Raw genomic sequence first — 19,465 nt, forward strand, 5'->3', positions numbered from 1 at the left:
CCAGGGCAAGTGTTTATACTAATGTCCATGCCAATTGTTAGCGCTAACATATAGCACAAACTGCCAGCAATTGAAGCGTCCGCCCGTCCCGATCAGGGCACTTTTTCTTTCAATTTAGCCATCCAAACCATTACCTTGCCCATGAAAACCCTGCAATCTTTTACAGCCCGCACAGGCGAACCCCTTGGCGCGCCTCTGCCCGCAACCACGCCGGAGCAGGTCGATGCCGCCGCGGCCGCTGCCCACGCGGCCTTTGCCAGCTGGTCAGCCAGCACCGGCAACACCCGCGCGGCGCTGCTGCGTGCGCTCGCCGCCGCGCTGGAAGCTGACCGGGAAGACCTGGTCGCCGTGGCCGACGAGGAAACCGCACTGGGCCCGGTGCGGCTCAATGGCGAACTCGACCGCACCGCCTTCCAGTTGCGCCGCTTTGCCGATATCGCCGAGCGCGGCGTGCCCTTTGCCACCACGGATGATCCCGCCGTGGCCGGCCCCCCGCCCGCCGGTCACCCCGCCATGGTCCGCCTGCGCGTGCCGCTGGGCCCTGTCGCCATGTTCTCGGCCAGCAATTTCCCCTTCGCGTTCTCGGTGCTGGGTGGCGACACCGCTTCGGCACTGGCCGCCGGTTGCCCGGTGGTCGTCAAGGCCCACTCGGGCCACCTGCTGTTGTCAAACCGGGTATTTGGCCTGGTCCAGCAAGTCCTCAAGGCCCAAAACCTGCCCGCGGGGCTGATCGGCATGATCCAGGGCGGTGGCTCCGATGTGGGCGTGCGTCTGGTGCGCCACCCGGCGATGGCCGCCGGCGCCTTCACCGGCTCGACGCGCGGCGGCGCGGCCTTGCAGGCCGAGGCCAACGCCCGGCCACGCCCGATTCCGTTTTATGGCGAACTGGGATCGACCAACCCCGTTATCGCTCTGCCCGGCATCCTCGCTGCACGCGGAGCCGAACTGGCCGCCGTGCTCGCCGGATCGATTTCCCTCGGATGCGGCCAGTTCTGTACCAGTCCCGGTGTGATCGTGCTGCTCAAGGACCCTGCGAGCGATGCGTTTATGCAGCAGCTGACCAGCGCCCTGGCCACGCAAAAACCCCATGCCATGCTGACCCCGGGCATGCGCAGCGCCTTCGATGCCGGCGTAGCCCACATGACCGCCGCCGGCGTACATCCCCTGCTGCAAGAAGCCGGCAGCGCCGAGGCGCCGCGGCCTTTCCTGGCCCAGGTGGACGCCGTGAATTTCATCGCCAAAACCGAGTTGCGCGAAGAGCTGTTCGGCCCGTCCAGCCTGATCGTGCGTGCCGATTCCATCGCGCAGGTGCTCGACGTGCTGCACGCCGTGGGTGGCAGCCTGACGGTGACCCTCTGGGGTGCGGAAGACGACAACGCCGACACCCGCGCACTGGTGCGCGGCGCCACAGCCATTGCGGGACGCGTGCTGTTCGCCGGTGTGCCCACGGGTGTGGCCGTCACGGCCGCGCAGCAGCACGGCGGCCCATGGCCTTCGTCGACCCAGCCCATGACCACCTCGGTGGGTGACGCGGCGATGGAGCGCTTTCTGCGCCCTGTGGCCCTGCAGGACGCGCCGGCCTGGCTGCTGGCCCGCAACGGACAGCCATGCTGAACCACATCGTGATGTTCCGCCGCAAGCCGGACGTCACGGCCAATACCGGGCTGGAGACCTCGCTGGTCGAGCGCATGGACGCGCTCGGCACGCAGATTGCCGGCATTCGGGGCTGGAAACTCAGCACCAACGAACTGGACCGGCCCATTTGCTGGGGTTACGTGCTCGAATCGCAATTTGACGACGCAAGCGCGCTGAACGAGTATCTGTTCCACCCCTTGCACCAGGCCCTGATAGCCGATCTCAAGCCCTACTTTGAATGGGCGGCGGTGGATTACACGCTGTGAACCCCGATACCAAAGGACCCCAAGGACTGACATGAGCAAAAAAACCTACGAATCGCTGCGCAGCGCGCGCTGGTTCGCCCCCGACGATGTGCGCTCTTTCGGCCACCGCTCGCGCGTGATGCAGCTGGGCTATGGCCCCGAAGACTGGGTCGGCAAGCCGGTGATCGCCATTGTGAACACCTGGAGCGACATCGGCACCTGTCACGGCCACTTCAAACAGCGCGTGGAAGACGTCAAGCGCGGCGTGCTGCAGGCCGGCGGTTTCCCGATTGAACTCCCGGCAATATCGTTGTCGGAATCCATCGTCAAACCCACCACCATGCTTTACCGCAACATGCTGGCCATGGAGACCGAAGAGCTGCTGCGCAGCCACCCGATCGACGGCGTGGTGCTGATGGGCGGCTGCGACAAGACCACGCCCGGCCTGCTGATGGGTGCCATGAGCGCGGGCATGCCCTGCATCTACCTGCCGGCTGGCCCCATGCTGAGCGGCAACGTCAAGGGCAAGGTGCTGGGCTCGGGCTCAGACACCTGGAAATACTGGGATGACCGGCGCGCCGGCAAGATCAGCGCGGCCCAATGGCTGGAAGTGGAAGGCGGCATTGCCCGCAGCCACGGCCACTGCATGACCATGGGCACGGCCAGCACCATGACGGGCATTGCCGAGGCCTGCGGCTTCACGCTGCCCGGTGCATCGTCCATTCCCGCGGTGGATGCCAACCACATCCGCATGGCGAGCGAATGCGGCCGCCGCGTGGTCAGCATGGTCTGGGAGGATCTGACCCCGGCCAGGATGCTCAGCCGCGCCTCATTTGAAAACGCCATCGTGATCGCCATGGCCATGGGTTGCTCGACCAACGCCATCATTCACCTGGTGGCCATGTCGCGCCGCGCCGGCGAACACTGCGCCGTGGGCCTGGACGACTTCGATGCCGCCAGCCGCAAGGTGCCCGTGATCGCCAATATCCGGCCCAGCGGCGACACCTACCTGATGGAAGATTTCTACTTCGCGGGCGGCATGCGCGGCATGATGAGCCGGTTGACCAGCCATCTGAAGCTGGATGCGATGACGGTCAGCGGCCGCACCCTGGGCGAAACACTGGAAGGTGCCGAGGTCTACAACGACGACGTGATCCGGCCACTGGACAATCCCATTTATGCCGAAGGCGCGCTCGCCGTGCTGCGCGGCAACCTGGCGCCCGGCGGCTGCGTGATCAAGCCCAGCGCGTGCGCCCCGAGGCTCCTGAAGCACACTGGCCCGGCCCTGGTGTTTGACGACTACCCCTCCATGAAGGCAGCCGTTGACGACGAGAACCTTGACGTCACAGAAAACCATGTCATGGTGCTGCGCAATGCCGGCCCGCAGGGCGGCCCGGGCATGCCCGAGTGGGGCATGTTGCCCATTCCGCTCAAGCTGGTGAAGCAAGGTGTGAAGGACATGGTGCGCATTTCAGACGCCCGCATGAGTGGAACGAGCTATGGCGCCTGCATCCTGCATGTGGCGCCTGAAGCCTACATCGGCGGTCCGCTCGCACTGGTCAAAACCGGTGACCTGATTTCGGTGGACGTGCCAGGCCGGCGCATTCACCTGGAAGTCAGCGACGAAGAGCTGGCGCGGCGCCGAGCCGCCTGGACGCCGCTGCCCAAACGCTATGAACGCGGCTACGGCTGGATGGCCGCGCGCCATATCCAGCAGGCCGACCAGGGCTGTGATTTTGACTTTCTGGAAACCTCGTTTGGCGCGCCGGTGGGCGAGCCCGACATTTACTGACACGAACAGACACGACCTGACACAAACCAACACGAAGTGATAGAAAAGACTCCCATGACCCTCAAATCCGAAACCCGCGACAAGCTCAAAACCGTCAGCACCGCCACGCTGTGCACCGCCCTCTTCAAGCGCGGCCTGCGCAACCAGTTCATCCAGGACGTGCACCCGCTCAACGCCAACCTGCCCAACATGGTGGGCGAAGCCTTCACGTTGCGCTACATCCCGGCGCGCGAAGACCTGAATCCCATCACGGTGTTCCAGAACCCCAAACACCCGCAGCGCGTGGCGGTCGAGCAATGCCCCGAAGGCGCGGTGCTGGTGATTGACAGCCGCAAAAACGCCCGCGCCGCATCGGCCGGCTCCATCCTGATCACCCGCCTGATGGTGCGTGGCGCTGCCGGCATCGTTACCGATGGCGGCTTTCGGGATTCGCCCGAGATTGCGGCCATGCCGTTTCCCACCTATCACCACCGCCCGTCGGCGCCGACCAACCTTACGCTGCACCAGGCGCTGGACATCAATGTGCCCATTGGCTGCGGCGATGTGGCGGTGTTTCCCGGCGACGTCATCGTCGGCGACAAGGAAGGCGTCTTTGTGATTCCGGCCCACCTGGCCGACGAAATTGCCGATGAGGCGGTGGAGATGACCGCCTTTGAAGACTTCGTTTCCGAGGAAGTCCTGAAAGGCCGGCCCATCATTGGCCTGTATCCGCCCACCGAGCAGCAATCGAAAGACGACTTCGCCGTCTGGCGCAAGGCCAGGGGACGATAGAACCTCATCTCACTCCTGCACAAAGTACTCCGGGTACCGCTCGCTGATGGCGTCCACAAAACGCAGCGGCGAGCGGATGTGCAGCAGCATCTGTTCACGCGCCTTGGCGCGGTCGCCGCCCACAATAGCACGCACCAGCTGCCGGTGCTGCTCGATGGCGATCCGGTTGCCGCCCAGTTCCGGGATGGCGATGTGGCGGATCCGGTTCATGCCCGTCCGTGCCAGCATCAGCGGATTCCAGGCATGCGGATGGCGCGCCAACACGAGTATCTGGTAATGCAGGTCTTCGTCCGCTTTCAGGTGCCCGCCAAAGTCCTTCTGGTCTGAAGCCGCAATCTGCCGCTCCAGCACGTCATGCAGCTTCTTGCGCTCCGCCAGTGGCGCCTCGCAGGCCAGTTCCGCCGCCAGGCATTCAATGGCCTCGCGCACAAAAATGGCATCTTCAATGCGCGCCCGGCTCAGCCGCGTGACAAAGGTTCCGCGCTGCGGCGTGACCTCCAGCAGGCCTTCGCCCACCAGGCGGCGAAACGCATCGCGCACCGGTGCCCGGCTCACACCCAGTTCCTCCGACACCGCCAGTTCCGACAGCGCCATGCCCGGCGTGAATGAACAGTTGAGGATCGCCGTGCGGATGCTTTCATAGGCTTCCTGGCTGATCATTCCCCGGCCGCCTGACCGGTCAGTCAATGCGGAGTTGGCAGGGATTTCAGGGAGGTGCAGTCGTGAGCGGGCCATGGGGCGAGTTTACTGTTTGGATTTCCGTAGTATTCTGGCATACTAGAATACTACAAAGAAATTTCGGCGCAACAACCCGATAAACCGCCCATCCGCCCAAAACGGACAGGGCCTACCCACCGCGAGGAGACACCATGAAACACTTACTGTCCGCCCTGCTCACCACACTGGTCGCGTGGTCTGCTGCGCCCACCCAGGCGCAAGCGCCTGCTGCGCAGCCCTTTCCCACCCGGCCCGTCACGGTGGTCGTGCCCTTCCCGCCGGGCGGCGGCACCGATGTCGGCGCCCGTCTCGTGGCCCAGAAACTATCGGTCAAATGGGGGCAGCCGGTGCTGGTCGACAACAAGGCCGGCGCCTCCGGCATGGTCGGCGCTGATGTCGTCGCCAAGGCCAAACCGGACGGCTACACACTGCTGGCCGGCAACGTTGGCACGCAGTCGGTCAACCCTTCGCTGTACAAAAAAATGGCCTACGACCCGGACAGGGCGTTCGCCCCCATCAGCATGATTGCCGAGCTGCCGCTGGTGCTGCTGATCACGCCGTCCCTGCCCTACCAGTCGGTCCGGGACCTGATGGCCGCTGCCAAATCGGAGCCCGGAAAGCTCAGCTACGCCAGCTCCGGCAGTGGCGGCGCGCCTCACCTGGCGGCCGAAATCTTCAGGAAGTCCGGCGGCCTCAGCATGCTGCACGTGCCCTACAAAGGCGGTGGCCCCGCCGTGACCGACCTGATGGCCGGCCACGTCGACATCCTGTTTGCCACGGTGCTGGAGTCGATCGGACACCTCAAGTCGGGCAAGCTGCGCGGCTTGGCGGTCAGTTCCGCCAGCCGCTCGCCCGCCCTGCCCGACATGCCCACCGTGGGTGAAAGCCTGCCGGGCTTTGACACCGGATCCTGGATCGGCATGCTGGCCCCGGCAGGCACGCCACCCGCACTCGTGGAAAAAATTTCTGCCGATGTCCGCGAAGTGCTGGCGCAACCCGATGCCCGCCAGACCCTGATCATGCAGGGGGCTACACCCCTGGGGCTCACGCCCGCGGCCTTCCAGGCACGCATCGATGCAGACCGGCAGCGCTACGGTCGCATCATCCGCGACAGCGGCATCTCGATCGAATAGAGCAAAACTCAAAAGCCCAAAAGTTTCAACCCCAATACCCACCCGCAACCCACAACCCATCCATAGGCCGAGAAATCAACATGAACAAGCTTTTTACAGCCATCGCCGTCACCGTCACCGCCCTGTCTGTCAGCGGCGCACTGAATGCGCAAACCTTTCCCAGCAAATCCATCACCATCGTCGTACCGGCTTCCCCCGGAGGCGCCATTGACCTAGCGGCGCGGTTGATCGGCCAGAAGCTGACAGAATCCACCGGCCAGCCGGTGGTGATTGACAACAAGGCCGGCGCCACGGGCATCATCGGCACCGACTTCGTGGCCAAGTCGGCCCCCGACGGCCATACCCTGGCCCTGGTGGCCAGCAGCCATGCCATCAATCCGAGCATGAAGAAAGTGCTGCCGTTTGACACGCTCAAGAGCTTTGAACCGGTGGTGATCACGCACGTCGTGCCCCTGATGCTGGTGGTGTCGCCGACGCTGCCGGTCAAGACCCTGAAGGAACTGGTGGCCTATGGCAAAGCCAACCCCGGCAAGCTGTCTTTTGCATCCAGCGGCTTGGGCGGCGCGCCCCATTTCAGCGGCGAACTGTTCAAGACCATGGCCGGGATCGACATGGTGCACGTGCCTTACAAGGGCAGCACGCTGGCCCATCCGGACCTGATCAGCGGCCGCACGTCCCTGATGTTTGACACGGTGGCAGCCATCAACACCCAGGTCAAGAGCGACAAGGTCCGCGCGCTGGCCGTGACCACGGCCAGGCGGTCCGCTGTTGCCTCCGACGTCCCCACCATGGCCGAGGCGGGCATGTCGGGTTACGAGACCAGCACCTGGGGCGGCATCCTGGCGCCCGCCGGCACGCCCAAGGCAGTCGTCGCCAAACTGAACGCGGAAATCAACAAGGCCCTCAGCGCGCCGGACGTGCGCCAGCGCCTGCAGGAAGCCGGAATTGAAGTGGGCGGCGGTACGCCCCAGCAATTTGGCAGCTTCATCCAGTCTGAAATGGCCAAGTGGGCCAAAGTGGCCAAGGACGCCGACATCCAGCCCGAGTAAGGCCCGAATAGAGATAGCCTGAGGACTGATTTGTGAATCACAGCATGAACCACAACACCGCCCCGGCGAGCACCCAGCTACTGGCCAATGGCTCATGCGAGCCCACGGCTGCTGCGGAAGCGGCCGTGCTGCAAGCCATGCACGCACTGAGCCAGGCTTGCCTGGATGCCAGCCGGGCCGACCTTGCGGAACTCACCATGGCCAGCCTGACCTACAGCCACACCGATGGACGCATCCAGACACGTGAGGCGTTCATTGACGCGCTGGTCAACGGTCAGTCGGTCTTCCGCGGCATCAAGTTGCGCAATGCGTCCGTACAGCTGGCGGGCGAGATTGCGCTGGTGAGTCATCGCGCGCTCTACGACATCTTCAACCGGGGCGAGCCCGGCACGTCTGACGTACAGGTCAGCCAGATCTGGCAATTGGACGCCGGTGCCTGGCGCCTGCGGCTGCGCCAGGCCCGAAAAACCCAACCACTGACTGTTTGACTCCTTGACTCCCTCTTCCAAACCCATGAAACCCAGACTCCTCCAGCACGTAGCCATCCCCCCCCTGCTCGCCACCGAATTCAACACCCGCTACGACGCGCATCCCCTCTGGAAAGAAGCCGACCCCTCGGCCTTCCTCGCCCGACATGGCCATGAATTCACCGGCTACGTGACCAGCGCACGCTTTGGCGTGGACGATGCCACCTTGGCGGCCATGCCCAATCTCCAGGTGATTTCCAGCTTCGGCGTAGGCACTGAAACCCTGCCTCTGGAGGCCGCCCAGGCCCGCGGCATTGCGGTGGGCTACACACCGGATGTCCTGAATGACTGCGTGGCCGACACGGCTTTTGGCCTGGTGATGGATGTGGCGCGCCGCTTCAGCGCATCAGACAGGTTCGTGCGTGCCGGGCGCTGGCTGCAGGGCGCTTATCCGCTGGCCACGCGCGTCAGCGGCAAGCGGCTGGGCATTCTCGGGCTGGGCCGCATTGGCCAGGTCGTCGCGCGCCGTGCCAGCGGTTTTGACATGGAAGTGCGCTATCACAATCGTCGCCCCAATCCGGCGGTGGCCTACACCTATGAACCCTCCATCGAGTCACTGGCCCGTTGGGCGGACTTTCTGGTAGTCGTGAGCGCCGGCGGCCCCGAAACCCGTCACCTGGTATCGGCCAGCGTGCTGCGCGCGCTCGGCCCCGAAGGCTTCCTGATCAATGTGTCGCGCGGTTCGGTGATCGACGAAGACGCGTTGATTGAGGCGCTGGAGGCCGGCACCATCGCCGGCGCCGGTCTGGATGTGTATGCGGATGAGCCGCGCGTGCCAGAGCGATTGCTGGCGTTGGATCAGGTGGTGTTGCTGCCGCATCTCGCAAGCGCCACGAATGAGACACGCCAGGCCATGGCCAAGCTGGTGGTGGACAACCTGGACTCTTTTTACGCGACCGGCAAGCTACGGGCCAGCGTTCCCCTGCATATCTGAATCTGAACTTGCTCCCCGGTTTTCGCATAGCGGTTGCGAACGAGGCCGGCGCAGCGATGTGTACATTTTTGCAACGGGATGCACCGCCCCGGCAATAACCTATTGAGGTTTGACTGGGGGCATGTGCTTTTCACGCAAAATCATGCCCATGCAGCTCAATTACATTGCCAACGCGTCCATCCCTTCGTCCTCCGGTAAAACCATTCCCGTTCTCGACCCGTCCGATGGCCAGGTCTTTGACGTCATCCAGCGCAGCAATGCCTACGATATTGACATGGCTGTCAGCGGCGCACGCAGCTGCCTGGAACTGGTTTGGCGGCGCTTCAGCGCCGCAGAGCGTGGCCGGCTGCTGATGCGCCTGTCGGCCAAGGTGGCGCAGCATGCCGATGAGCTGGCACTGATCGAGCAGCGCGACTGCGGCAAACCCGTCAAACAGGCCAGGGCCGATGCGGCCGCGCTGGTACGCTACTTTGAGTTTTATGCCGGCGCCTGTGACAAGCTGCATGGCGAGACCATTCCCTACCAGGACGGCTACAGCGTGATGACATGGCGCGAGCCGCACGGCGTCACGGGTCACGTCATACCCTGGAACTACCCGATGCAGATTTTTGGGCGCAGTGTGGGCGGCGCATTGGCGGCCGGCAATGTCTGCGTCGTCAAGCCGGCTGAAGACGCCTGCCTGTCGCTCATCCGTGTGGCCCAGCTCGCGGCCGAGGTCGGCTTTCCCGCAGGGGCGATCAACATCGTGACGGGTTACGGCCATGAGGTCGGCGACGCGCTGGCCCGCCACCCCGGCATTGACCACATCAGCTTTACCGGCAGCCCGGCGGTCGGCACGCTGATCCAGCAAGTGGCGGCCGAGCGCCATTGCCCGGTAACACTGGAGCTGGGCGGCAAAAGCCCGCAAATCGTGTTTGCCGATGCCAACCTCGACGAGGCCATTCCCACGATCATCAACGCCATCGTGCAAAACGCCGGGCAAACCTGCTCGGCCGGCTCCCGCCTGCTGGTGGAGCAGGCCATCTACGAGCCCCTGCTGGAGCGGCTGGGGCAGGCCTTCGAAAACCTGCGTGTCGGCCCGGCCTCCATGGACCTGGACGTCGGCCCGCTGATCCGGCAAAGCCAGCAGCAGCGTGTGTGGGATTTTCTAAGCGACGCACAGGTCGCCAACATCCCCATGGTGGCGCAAGGCCAGATCGTGGAAGAAGCACCCGACACCGGTTTTTACCAGGCGCCCACCTTGCTGCGCGACGTGCCGGTAATGCACCGGCTGGCGCAGGAAGAGGTCTTTGGCCCGGTGCTGTGCGCCATGAGCTTCAACAGTGAAGACCATGCAGTTGAACTTGCCAACGCCACCCGCTTTGGCCTGGTGGCCGGCATCTGGACCCGCGACGGCGCCCGCCAGTTCCGCATGGCCAAGCGCGTCAAAAGCGGCCAGGTGTTCATCAACAACTACGGCGCCGGCGGCGGCGTGGAGCTGCCCTTTGGCGGCGTGAAGTCATCGGGTTATGGACGCGAGAAGGGATTTGAGGCGTTATATGGATTTACGACTTTGAAGACGGTGGCGGTGCGGCATGGTTGACATGCCTGCCCGGCCCAGCCTGGCAGATGCACTAAGCTCACGTATCAATAAAAACCTGGAGATCATCCCATGCGGGTCAAAGACAAATCCATCATCGTCACCGGCTCCGGCGGCGGTATTGGCGAAGGCATAGCCAGACGGCTGGCGGCTGAAGGCGCCAAGGTCATCGTCAATGACATCAACGTGGCAATGGGCGAAAAAGTGGTGGCCGCCATTGTCAAGGCCGGTGGTACCGCTTCCTTCTTTGCCGCCGACGTCACGAAATCCGAGGAAGTCAAGGCGCTAGTCGATGCGGCCCTGCAGCGCTACGGCAAGCTCGACGTGATGGTCAACAACGCGGGCTGGACGCACCGCAACCGGCCCGCGCTTGACGTGAGCGAAGAAGAGTTCGACAAGTGCTACGCCATCAATGTCAAAAGCATTTACCTGGCCACCATTCATGCCACGCCGGTGTTTCGCAGCCAGGGTGGCGGCAGCTTCATCAATATCGCCTCCACGGCTGGCGTGCGCCCGCGGCCGGGCCTGACCTGGTACAACGGCTCCAAAGGCGCGGTCATCACCACCTCCAAATCCCTGGCGGCCGAACTCGGGCCTGACAACATCCGGGTGAATTGCATCAACCCGGTGTTCAATCCCGATACCGGCCTGTCGGCCGAGTTTGCCGGGGGGCCGCTGGATGAAGAACGCCGGGAGCGGTTCCGCGCCAGCATCCCGCTGGGCCGCTTTTCCACGGCACTGGATGTGGCCAACGCGGCCCTCTACCTGGCCAGCGACGAGGCCGATTTCATCAGTGGCGTGTGTATCGAGGTGGACGGCGCGCGCTGTGTATAGAGCCCCCACGCTCGTATAAAGCCCCCACGCTCCCCACTGCGTGTGGTTCGCTGCCCCCCGAGGGGGCGCTGCGCCTGCGGCCCGGCTGAGCCGGTTCCGCGGCCCCTGCTGGAATGGACTTGGCCCCCCGCTCCCCACTTGCGCGTGGTTCGCTGCCCCGAAGGGGCGCTGCGCCGGCGGCCCGGCATTTCGACAGGCTCAGGCCCAGCAAAGCCGGTTCCGCGGCCCCTGCTGGGAGGAGAGCCCCATGCAAGGGCGGGACGGCCCGGCGGTCAATAACGCTCAGCGCCTGGGGATAAGGGCGGAACTTTTCCGCTTGGCCGGGCCAATGGAGTAAATTCTCCCTTTAGGCCCTTTATGCCTTTCACCATGACCGACAAAGTAATTCCCCTGGCAGATATCCGCTACGCAAGCCGCGTGCCGCATATCCCTGCCCGGCTGCAGGCCCCCACGGGCCTGCTGAGCGACACGCGGGGCCGGCCGCTGCACGATTTGCGCATCAGCGTGACGGACCGCTGCAACTTCCGCTGCAGCTACTGCATGCCGCGTGAGGTCTTTGACAAGGACTACGCCTTTTTGCCGCAGAGCTCGCTGCTGAGCTTTGAGGAAATTACCCGGCTGGCCAAAATTTTTGTGGCGCATGGGGTGGAGAAAATCCGGTTGACCGGCGGCGAGCCGCTGCTGCGCAAGCACCTCGAGGTGCTGATCGAGATGCTGGCAAAACTGCAAACACCGGACGGCAGGCCGCTGGACATCACGCTGACCACCAACGCATCGTTGCTTGCCAAAAAAGCGCAGTCGCTCAAGGATGCGGGGCTCCAGCGCGTCACGGTGAGCCTGGACGGACTGGACGATGCCACATTCCGCCGCATGAACGATGTGGACTTTCCGGTGGCCGACGTGCTCAAGGGAATTGAAGCGGCCCACAGGGTGGGCCTGGCGCCCCTCAAGATCAATATGGTGGTCAAGCGCGGCACCAACGATGCCGAGATTCTCCCCATGGCGCGGCATTTCCGCAACACGGGTGCGGTGCTGCGTTTTATTGAATACATGGATGTGGGCGCCACCAACGGCTGGCGTATGGACGAAGTGTTGCCGTCGGCGCAGGTGATTGAGCGCCTCCAGGCCGAATTCCCCCTGGTAGCCGTCAACCCGAACTACACCGGCGAGACCGCCGAGCGCTGGCGCTATGTTGACGGCGCGGGCGAAATTGGCGTGATCAGCAGCGTCACCCAGGCCTTTTGCAGCGACTGCAACCGGGCACGGCTGTCGACTGAAGGCAAACTGTTTCTGTGCCTGTTTGCCAGCCAGGGGCATGACCTGCGCGCCCTGCTGCGCGGTGGTTTTGCCGACGACCAGATCGCCGCGGCAGTAGGCCACATCTGGCAGGCCCGCACCGACCATTACTCGGAGTTGCGCGCTGCCATGCCGGCAGACACCAGCCCGTCGGATGGGACACCCAAGCGGGTTGAAATGAGCTACATCGGGGGCTAAAAATATATGACCCCCACGCTTTTCACTTCGTGTAATACGCTGCCCCCCGAGGGGGCTAATTTTCCTTGGAGCGGCCCGGCGGAAAATTGTCGACTGAGGCATGACTGCGCTCATGCTTGGCAGTCCATTGGAGGCAGATTTGGCAAACATTGATATCACCGCCCCGCTCCATGCGGAAGCCATTACCGGCGTGATCCTCGCGGGCGGCCGCGGCTCGCGCATGGGCGGCGTGGACAAGGGCCTGCAAAACTTCAACGGCGTTCCGCTGGCGCTGCACACGCTGCTGCGGCTGAGTCCGCAGGTCGGCGGCATCATGATCAACGCCAATCGCAACCTGGCCGCCTACGAGTCGTTTGGTGTTCCCGTCTGGCCCGACAGCACCGACCTGGGCGACTATGCCGGGCCGCTCGCCGGTTTCCTGACCGGCCTGGAGCGCTGCGAGACACCCTACATGCTCACCGTGCCCTGCGACACCCCCCTGTTTCCGGAAGACCTGGTGGCACGCATGGCAGAGGCGTTTGTGCGGGAGGGTGCCGATTTTGCGGTAGCTTCTGCGCCCGAGGAGGACGGACAGCTGAGACCGCAGCCGGTGTTTTGCCTGATGCACACCGGCATGCTCGAGAGCCTGGTGCGTTTTACCAAGGATGGCGGCCGCAAAATCGACGCCTGGACCGCACAGCACAAAACAGTCCTTGTGCCATTCGACCGGCCCACCGACGACGCGCATGGCTTTTTCAATGCCAATACGCTGGCTGAACTGCACCAGCTGGAATCCCGCCTGCCGTGAAAACACTGGACCAGATTGCCGCGGAACTGCAGGGCTACGACCCCCAGTCCATATCCGCCGCCGATGTGCTGGTCTTCCTGTCCAGGCTTGTCGAGCCTGTTCAGGAAGTCGTTGAGCTGCCTTTGTTCGACGCCTTCGGCCGGGTGCTGGCCGACGACGTGATTTCGCCGTTCGACGTACCGCCTCATGACAACTCGGCCATGGACGGCTATGCCTTTGCCAGCCAGCAACTGACGGTCGATGCCGCACTTGAACTGGAGGTGGTGGGCACGGCGCTGGCGGGCAAGGCGTGGCAAGGCAGCGTTCTGTCGGGCCAGTGCGTCAGGATCATGACGGGCGCCATCATGCCGCCGGGGCTGGACACGGTGGTGCCGCAGGAGTTCGCCACACTGCAGCCTGCCGGGGAATCCGCTGAAAGCACCCGTATCAGCATCCCGCCCGGCCTGTTACGCGCCGGGGACAACCGCCGGCTGCGTGGCGAAGACCTGATGCAGGGCAAGCCGGCGCTGCGAAAAGGTGAGCTGCTGACGCCCGCCCGCCTTGGGCTGGCAGCATCTTTGGGCCTTAAAACCCTGAAGACCTGGCGGCCGCTGCGGGTAGCCTACTTTTCCACCGGCGACGAGATTTTGTCGCTGGGTGAGGCACCCCGCGAAGGCGCCGTGTACGACAGCAACCGCTACACCGTCTTCGGCATGCTGAGCCGCCTGGGGTGCCAGGTGATCGACATGGGTGTGGTGCGCGACGACCCGGCCCTGCTCGAAGCGGCATTTTCCCGCGCAGCGGCACAGGCCGATGCCGTCATTACCTCGGGCGGCGTCAGTGTGGGCGAGGCCGACTTCACCAAGGCCATGATGAAGAAGCTGGGTGATGTGGCCTTCTGGCGCATTGCCATGCGACCAGGCCGTCCCATGGCCGTCGGGCGCATCCTGCCATCAAAACCCGCACTCAGCCCAGGCTCAACCGGGCAAGACGGTTATCAACGACGTGGCAACCCTCACGGCGCAATCCTGTTCGGCCTGCCGGGCAACCCGGTGGCGGTGATGGTCACTTTTCTGGCGTTTGTGCGCCCCGCCTTGCTGCAGATGATGGGCGCGAGCGCACTGCCACCACCGCTGCTCAGGGCGCGCAGCACGGAAGCCATCCGCAAAAAGCCGGGCCGTACCGAATACCAGCGCGGCTGGGTATCCACAGCGCCCGACGGCTCGCTACAGGTCAGGACCACGGGCAACCAGGGCTCCGGCGTGCTCAGCTCCATGGCCGAGGCCAATGGCCTGATCATGTTGCACCACGGTCAGGGGAGCGTGGCGGTGGGTGACGAGGTTGATGTGATGATGTTCGAGGGCGTCCTCTAATCCGCCCAGTAAACCACTAAACCAGCCGCAGCACGGCGATCGGCGGCAAGTCCCGTGACAGGCACTGCCAGGAAACCCCGGCGTCTTCGCTGACCCACAGGCCGCCCGTCGTGGAACCCATGGCCAGCATCTGGCCGTCCTCGCTGGACGCCAGGGCGTGGCGATACACCAGATGGAAAGCAGCCTGCTGCGGCAGTCCTTCACCGTGGCTGGCGAACGTGGCGCCGCCATCGCGGGTTTCGTTCACGACCAGCCGTCCCCCAACGGGTATGCGCTGGGCATCCGAATGCGCGGGCACAAACCACGCGCGTGCGGGATCGAGCGGATGCGCCGCCACGGCAAACCCGAACCCGCTGGGCTGCGGCGCGGCGACCGCGTCCCAGAACTCCCCACCGTTGGTCGAGCGCCAGATGCCGCAATGGTGCTGGCACCACAGCACGTCCGGCTGCCCCGCGCAGTGCACGACGCGGTGCACGTCCTGGATGTTGGGGTCGGCGCGCCGCTCGGGCGGCATGTATCCGGCCTCCAGGCCTTCGGAGGTATTGCGCCAGCTGGCGCCGCCATCACGGCTTTGCCACACCCCGCCGCAGGAGATGGCCACCGTCAGATGCTGGGGGTCGCGCGGGTCGATCAATATCGAATGGATGCCGGCATGGTCATAACCCCCGCCAAGCCACTCCTTGCGCTCAGGCCGCAGCCACAGGTTTTCAGCCAGTTGCCAGCTGGCGCCGCCATCGGCAGAACTGAACAGCCCCGCCGGCAGGCAGCCGGCCCAGAGAATGCCAGGCCCCGCTTCCAGGCCCCACACCATGTCCACGCTCCACGGCGTAGGGTCGTCCTTCCAGAAACCATGGTCGGGTTTGGATGGGAACGCGGGCGCCGCGATGGCCTGCCATTGAACGCCGGCATCGACACTTTTCCAGAGCTTGATACCGAAGTGCCCCAGGCGCAGCGCCACGTACCAGGCCCCGTTGTACGGGTCTATGAGCAGTTGGCTGACCGGCTCACCGGGAAAGTGCGGCTCGCCGATCTGCCAGCCCGCATCGGACCGGCGCACGACAAACAAGCCTTTGCGCGTGCCCACCCAGAGGGTGTGTGCCGCCACAGGAGTCACGGGGGCGGCTTGCGCCGCCGGAGTCGGGGTTGCCATGTCTAACCTCCCGAGAGCGCCTGAATCACCACCACCTTGTCCTGCGGCTGCAGTGCAACGTCCAGTTGCGTCCGGCTGGCTATCTGGTGCGCATTGATGAACACAGCTACATGCTTGCGTATCGCGCCCTGCTCGTCAAGTACGTAGCTGCGCAAGGCGGGTGCCGCAAGGAATGCTGCATCGAGGGCCGCACCCAAGGTGGCCGCAGCCACCTGCTGGGGTGGGCATGCAGCATGGCGTGTGAGGGCCGGGGCGAACTCAACAGTGGGCATGACAGCCCTATTTTGCTACCAGATCGCCCTTGTGGTGTGACACCGCATCCTTGACCACGGCCTTGTTGGCACCCGGAATTTTGGCGCGGGCAAACAGCGAGTACATGGTCGGGACGACAAAAATGGTCAGCAAGGTGCCCAGCGACATGCCGCCCACAATGACCCAGCCAATCTGGATGCGGCTTTCGGCGCCGGCGCCATGCGCCATTGCCAGGGGCATCGCTCCCAGCACCATGGCACCGGTGGTCATCAGGATTGGGCGCAAGCGTTGCGACGATGCCTTCACGAGCGCATCAATCATCTCCATGCCCTGCCCGCGCAGCTGGTTGGTGAACTCGACAATCAGGATGCCGTGCTTGGTGATCAGCCCCACCAGCGTGATCAGCCCGATCTGGGAATAAACGTTGAGCGAGCCGCCGCTCCATTTCAGGGCCAGCAGCGCGCCAATCATGGACAGCGGCACCGACAGCATGATCACCAGCGGGTCCACAAAACTTTCAAACTGCGCAGCCAGCACCAAAAAAATGAACACCAGCGCCAGCACGAACACGATAGCCAGCGCACCCTGGGAGTTCTTGAATTCGCGTGAGGTGCCGTTGAGGTCGGTGCTGTAGCCCGTCTTCAGCACTTTGGTCGCGGTCTGGTCCATGAACTTCAGCGCCTCGCCCAGGGAGTAGTCGGCCGCCAGGCTGGCGGTAATCGACACCGACCGGCGTTGGCCGAAGTGGTTCAGTTCGCGTGGCGACACGCTTTCATGCACCTTCACCAACGCCGACAGCGGTATCACCACGTCGTTGCGGCCGCGCACGTAAATGCGGTCAATGTCTTCGGGTGTGCTGCGCCCGCTGGCCTCGGTTTGCACAATCACATCGTACTGCTCGGCATCGCGCTTGTAGCGCGTCACATTCCGCCCACCCAGCAGGGTTTCAATCGCCTTGGCCACCACTTCGACGCTTACACCCAGGTCCGCCGCCTTGTCGCGCTCCACCTCGATGCGCAACTCGGGCTTGTTCAGGCGCAAGTCCACATCGGGAGAGACGATGCCGGGATTCCTGGCAATCTCATCGAGCATCTGGCGCACGACGGTATTGAGGTTCTGGTAGCTGTCCGAGGTCTGGATCACAAAGTTGAGGGGCCGCTCGCGAAAGCCCTGGCCCAGGGACGGTGGCGTGATCGGAAACGCCGTGACGCCGGGCAACGCGTTGAACTTCGGTTGCAGTTCGCGCGCCATCTCCATGGTGGTGCGCTTGCGGTCATCCCAGTCCACCGTCCGGTACACCACGCTGGCCTGCGCGACCGTCGGATTGCCCACGTTGGCGAAAATGCGGTCGAACTCCTTGAAGGACTGCCCCATTTTCTCAAGCGCCTGGGCATAGCGGTTGGTGTAGTCCAGTGTGGCGCCGTCGGGCGCATTGACGTTGGCCAGGATCACGCCGCGGTCTTCGATTGGCGAGAGCTCCTGTTTCATGGACGGGAAAACCAGCGCGATCGCCAGTCCGCTCAGCAACATCACCGCCACCACCATCCAGCGCGCCTGAAATACCCAGCCCTTGATCCGCTGCCCCATGCCACCGCCAGCCTCTGGCTGGTAGCGTGTGGTGACCAGCCAGCGCAGCACAGCCGCATAGCGGTCCGAGGTGGACGTCAGCACGCGCTCCATGGTGCGGTCAAACAGATTGGGTTTGGGGTTATGCCTGAGCAGCTGGGTACACAGCATTGGCGTCAGCGTCAGCGCCACAAAGCCGGACACCACCACGGCACCGGCCAGCGCCAGCGCAAATTCCACAAACAGGCGCCCGGTGCGCCCCGGCGTGAACGCCAGCGGCGCATACACCGCCACCAGCGTTGCGGTCATGGTGATCACCGCAAAGCCGATTTCACGCGCGCCCTTGATGCCCGCAGAAAACGGGTCCATGCCCTCTTCAATGTGGCGGAAAATATTTTCCAGCATCACGATGGCATCGTCCACCACCAGACCGATCGCCAGCACCAGGGCCAGCAGCGTCAGCGTGTTGATGGTGAACCCGGCCAGCGCCATCAGGGCAAACGTTCCTATCAGGCTGACAGGAATGGTGACGATGGGAATGAGCGAGGCGCGCAGTGTGCGCAAAAACACAAAAATCACCAATGCCACCAGCGCCACCGCTTCGGCAATGGTGCGATAGACGTTCTTGACCGAACGGTCAATGAAGACCGAGTTGTCATTGGCAATATCAATCAGCATGCCCGGCGGCAGATCGGCCTTCAGCCTGGGGATGACGTCCCGTACACCCTTGGACAGGTCGAGCGGGTTGGCCGTGGCCTGGCGAATCACGCCAACCGCCACTGCCGAGCGGCCATTGAGCCTGACAGCAGTGCGCTCGTCAGCCGGGCCTTCTTGCACCCGGGCCACATCGCGGACCTTGACGGAAAACCCGTTGACGTTCTTGATCACAATCTCGCCAAATTGCGAAGGCTTCACGAGGTCGGTTTGCGAGGTCACGCTGAACTCGCGCTGCTGCGATTCGATCCTGCCAGCGGGCAACTCCAGGTTGCTGCGGCGGATCGCATCCTCGACATCCTGGGTGGTCAGCCGGTAAGCGGCCAGCCTGTCGGTGTCCAGCCAGACCCGCATCGCGTACTTGCGTTCGCCAAAAATGCGGACATCGGCCACACCCGTGACGGTCTGCAAACGTGGCTTGACAATGCGGTTGACCAGGTCGTTGATCTGCAGCGGCGTCATCGAATCGCTGGAAAAAGCGATTTGTATGACCGGGAAGGCGTCAGCCTCGACCTTGGCAATGACGGGCTCGTCAATCGCTTGCGGCAGGCGGTTGCGCACACGCGAGGTGCGGTCACGCACCTCGGCGGCGGCTGAGTCGGCATCTTTTTCGAGCCGGAAGCGCACGCTGATCTGCGCCTGGTCGGCCCGGCTGATGGAGGTGATCACGTCCACCGCATCAATACCCGCAATGGAGTCCTCCAGCGGCTTGGTCACTTGCGACTCAATCACCTCGGCGGAGGCCCCGGCGTAGCGCACGCTCACGGTGACCACGGGCTCGTCGATCTTGGGATATTCACGCACCGTGAGGCGGTTAAAGCTCACGGCGCCAATCAACACGATGAGCAGCGACAGCACGGTGGCAAATACCGGGCGGCGTATGGAGACTTCAGCGAGTTGCATAAGTATTTGTTGCGTCAATCACTCGGGTTCG

17 protein-coding genes are annotated in these 19,465 nt (G+C 63.9%); 13 read left to right on the top strand and 4 right to left on the bottom strand.

What is annotated here, in order from left to right; all coding sequences use genetic code 11:
* The first annotated feature begins 141 nt into the window (after positions 1–141).
* From AC1DS5_RS03420 to AC1DS5_RS03435, 4 genes are read left to right on the top strand one after another with little or no spacing between them, the layout of a single operon-like run.
* On the top strand, positions 142–1,614 hold the full coding sequence (locus AC1DS5_RS03420; RefSeq protein ID WP_477716852.1) for an aldehyde dehydrogenase (NADP(+)): 1,473 nt from the start codon (positions 142–144) through the stop codon (positions 1,612–1,614).
* Positions 1,608–1,901: a Dabb family protein gene (locus AC1DS5_RS03425; RefSeq protein WP_477716853.1), complete on the top strand. Its 294-nt coding sequence runs from the start codon at positions 1,608–1,610 to the stop codon at positions 1,899–1,901. The genes AC1DS5_RS03420 and AC1DS5_RS03425 overlap by 7 nt, the downstream gene beginning before the upstream one ends.
* A 31-nt stretch (positions 1,902–1,932) precedes the next feature.
* Entirely contained in the window at positions 1,933–3,672 is a 1,740-nt protein-coding gene (gene araD / locus AC1DS5_RS03430) for an L-arabinonate dehydratase (RefSeq protein WP_477716854.1), read from the top strand.
* 54 nt (positions 3,673–3,726) lie between these two features.
* Positions 3,727–4,443 (top strand): ribonuclease activity regulator RraA, encoded by a 717-nt coding sequence (locus AC1DS5_RS03435; RefSeq protein ID WP_477716855.1) that lies wholly within the window; start codon positions 3,727–3,729, stop codon positions 4,441–4,443.
* Positions 4,444–4,452: 9 nt separating this feature from the next.
* On the opposite strand, the gene AC1DS5_RS03440 is transcribed toward AC1DS5_RS03435, so the two are convergent.
* The gene (locus AC1DS5_RS03440; RefSeq protein WP_477716856.1) at positions 4,453–5,103 is read right to left on the bottom strand and encodes a GntR family transcriptional regulator; all 651 of its coding nucleotides are present in this window, start codon (positions 5,101–5,103) and stop codon (positions 4,453–4,455) included.
* A 209-nt stretch (positions 5,104–5,312) separates the two neighbouring features.
* Here AC1DS5_RS03440 and AC1DS5_RS03445 point away from each other — a divergent pair, with 209 nt between their 5' ends.
* The 9 genes from AC1DS5_RS03445 to moeA all read left to right on the top strand — a co-directional run bounded on the left by AC1DS5_RS03445 (position 5,313) and on the right by moeA (position 14,849).
* A complete protein-coding gene (locus AC1DS5_RS03445; protein ID WP_477716857.1) occupies positions 5,313–6,293 on the top strand; it encodes a Bug family tripartite tricarboxylate transporter substrate binding protein in 981 nt (326 codons plus the stop codon).
* An 80-nt stretch (positions 6,294–6,373) separates the two neighbouring features.
* Entirely contained in the window at positions 6,374–7,342 is a 969-nt protein-coding gene (locus AC1DS5_RS03450) for a tripartite tricarboxylate transporter substrate binding protein (protein WP_477716858.1), read from the top strand.
* Between the two features lie 44 nt (positions 7,343–7,386).
* Complete coding sequence (locus AC1DS5_RS03455; protein WP_477716859.1) at positions 7,387–7,830, top strand: nuclear transport factor 2 family protein; 444 nt, start codon at positions 7,387–7,389, stop codon at positions 7,828–7,830.
* A 25-nt stretch (positions 7,831–7,855) separates the two neighbouring features.
* Positions 7,856–8,803, top strand: a complete 948-nt coding sequence (locus AC1DS5_RS03460; RefSeq protein ID WP_477716860.1) for a 2-hydroxyacid dehydrogenase — start codon at positions 7,856–7,858, stop codon at positions 8,801–8,803.
* Positions 8,804–8,951: 148 nt separating this feature from the next.
* Positions 8,952–10,385, top strand: coding sequence for an aldehyde dehydrogenase family protein (locus AC1DS5_RS03465; protein ID WP_477716861.1), 1,434 nt, complete (start codon positions 8,952–8,954; stop codon positions 10,383–10,385).
* Between the two features lie 69 nt (positions 10,386–10,454).
* Positions 10,455–11,216, top strand: coding sequence for an SDR family oxidoreductase (locus AC1DS5_RS03470; protein ID WP_477716862.1), 762 nt, complete (start codon positions 10,455–10,457; stop codon positions 11,214–11,216).
* 369 nt (positions 11,217–11,585) lie between these two features.
* Positions 11,586–12,710: a GTP 3',8-cyclase MoaA gene (gene moaA, locus AC1DS5_RS03475; protein ID WP_477716863.1), complete on the top strand. Its 1,125-nt coding sequence runs from the start codon at positions 11,586–11,588 to the stop codon at positions 12,708–12,710.
* A gap of 139 nt (positions 12,711–12,849) precedes the next feature.
* Positions 12,850–13,497, top strand: a complete 648-nt coding sequence (gene mobA / locus AC1DS5_RS03480) for a molybdenum cofactor guanylyltransferase MobA (protein WP_477716864.1) — start codon at positions 12,850–12,852, stop codon at positions 13,495–13,497.
* Positions 13,494–14,849, top strand: coding sequence for a molybdopterin molybdotransferase MoeA (gene moeA, locus AC1DS5_RS03485; RefSeq protein WP_477716865.1), 1,356 nt, complete (start codon positions 13,494–13,496; stop codon positions 14,847–14,849). Before mobA ends, moeA begins: the two co-directional genes overlap by 4 nt.
* Positions 14,850–14,865: 16 nt before the next feature.
* On the opposite strand, the gene AC1DS5_RS03490 is transcribed toward moeA, so the two are convergent.
* Genes AC1DS5_RS03490 through AC1DS5_RS03500 form a run of 3 tightly spaced genes read right to left on the bottom strand, consistent with a single transcriptional unit; the run spans position 14,866 to position 19,434 of the window.
* Positions 14,866–15,999 (bottom strand): WD40/YVTN/BNR-like repeat-containing protein, encoded by a 1,134-nt coding sequence (locus AC1DS5_RS03490; protein WP_477716866.1) that lies wholly within the window; start codon positions 15,997–15,999, stop codon positions 14,866–14,868.
* Positions 16,000–16,001: 2 nt separating this feature from the next.
* The gene (locus AC1DS5_RS03495) at positions 16,002–16,271 is read right to left on the bottom strand and encodes a MoaD/ThiS family protein (protein WP_477716867.1); all 270 of its coding nucleotides are present in this window, start codon (positions 16,269–16,271) and stop codon (positions 16,002–16,004) included.
* A gap of 7 nt (positions 16,272–16,278) precedes the next feature.
* Positions 16,279–19,434, bottom strand: coding sequence for an efflux RND transporter permease subunit (locus AC1DS5_RS03500; RefSeq protein WP_477716868.1), 3,156 nt, complete (start codon positions 19,432–19,434; stop codon positions 16,279–16,281).
* Positions 19,435–19,465 lie beyond the last annotated feature (31 nt).

It is taken from the genome of Polaromonas sp. P4_H1 (genome assembly GCF_056400945.1).